Origin of the sequence: Archangium gephyra (assembly GCF_042230915.1) — a bacterium.
Classification (GTDB): domain Bacteria; phylum Myxococcota; class Myxococcia; order Myxococcales; family Myxococcaceae; genus Archangium; species Archangium gephyra_B.
Map to the genome: position 1 here is coordinate 9,895,694 of NZ_CP102578.1, position 440 is coordinate 9,896,133.

The 440-nt window shown below is 71.6% G+C and carries 1 protein-coding gene; it reads left to right on the forward strand.

Annotation, left to right across the window (positions count from 1 at the left end; translation table 11 throughout):
* Positions 1 to 6: 6 nt before the first annotated feature.
* On the forward strand, positions 7 to 396 hold the full coding sequence (locus NR798_RS38990) for a RidA family protein (RefSeq protein ID WP_375767645.1): 390 nt from the start codon (positions 7 to 9) through the stop codon (positions 394 to 396).
* The last annotated feature ends 44 nt before the right edge of the window (positions 397 to 440 follow it).

Sequence of the window (440 nt, forward strand, 5' to 3'; positions counted from 1 at the left end):
AGCCCCATGCAGCGCACCACCTACTCGACTGGCACCGCCTGGGAACCGCGCGTGGGCTACTCGCGCGCCGTCCGCGTGGGCCCCTTCGTCGCCGTTTCCGGCACCACCGCCACCGGGCCGTCCGGTCAGGTGGTGGGCGAGCGAGACATCTACGCCCAGACCGTCCAGGCGCTCACCAACATCCAGACGGCGCTCGAGGCCCTGGGTGCCCGGCTGGAGCACGTGGTCCGCACCCGCCTGTACGTGACGGACATCTCCCTCTGGGGCGACGTGGGCCGGGCCCATGGCGAGTTCTTCGGCACCATCCGCCCCGCCACCAGCATGGTGGAGGTGAGCCGCCTCATCGACCCCGTCATGCTCGTGGAGATCGAGGCCGAGGCCATCATTCCCGAGTGAGCGGGGAGCCGGGCCCTGGCGCTCCCCCCTCCAGGAAGACCCCG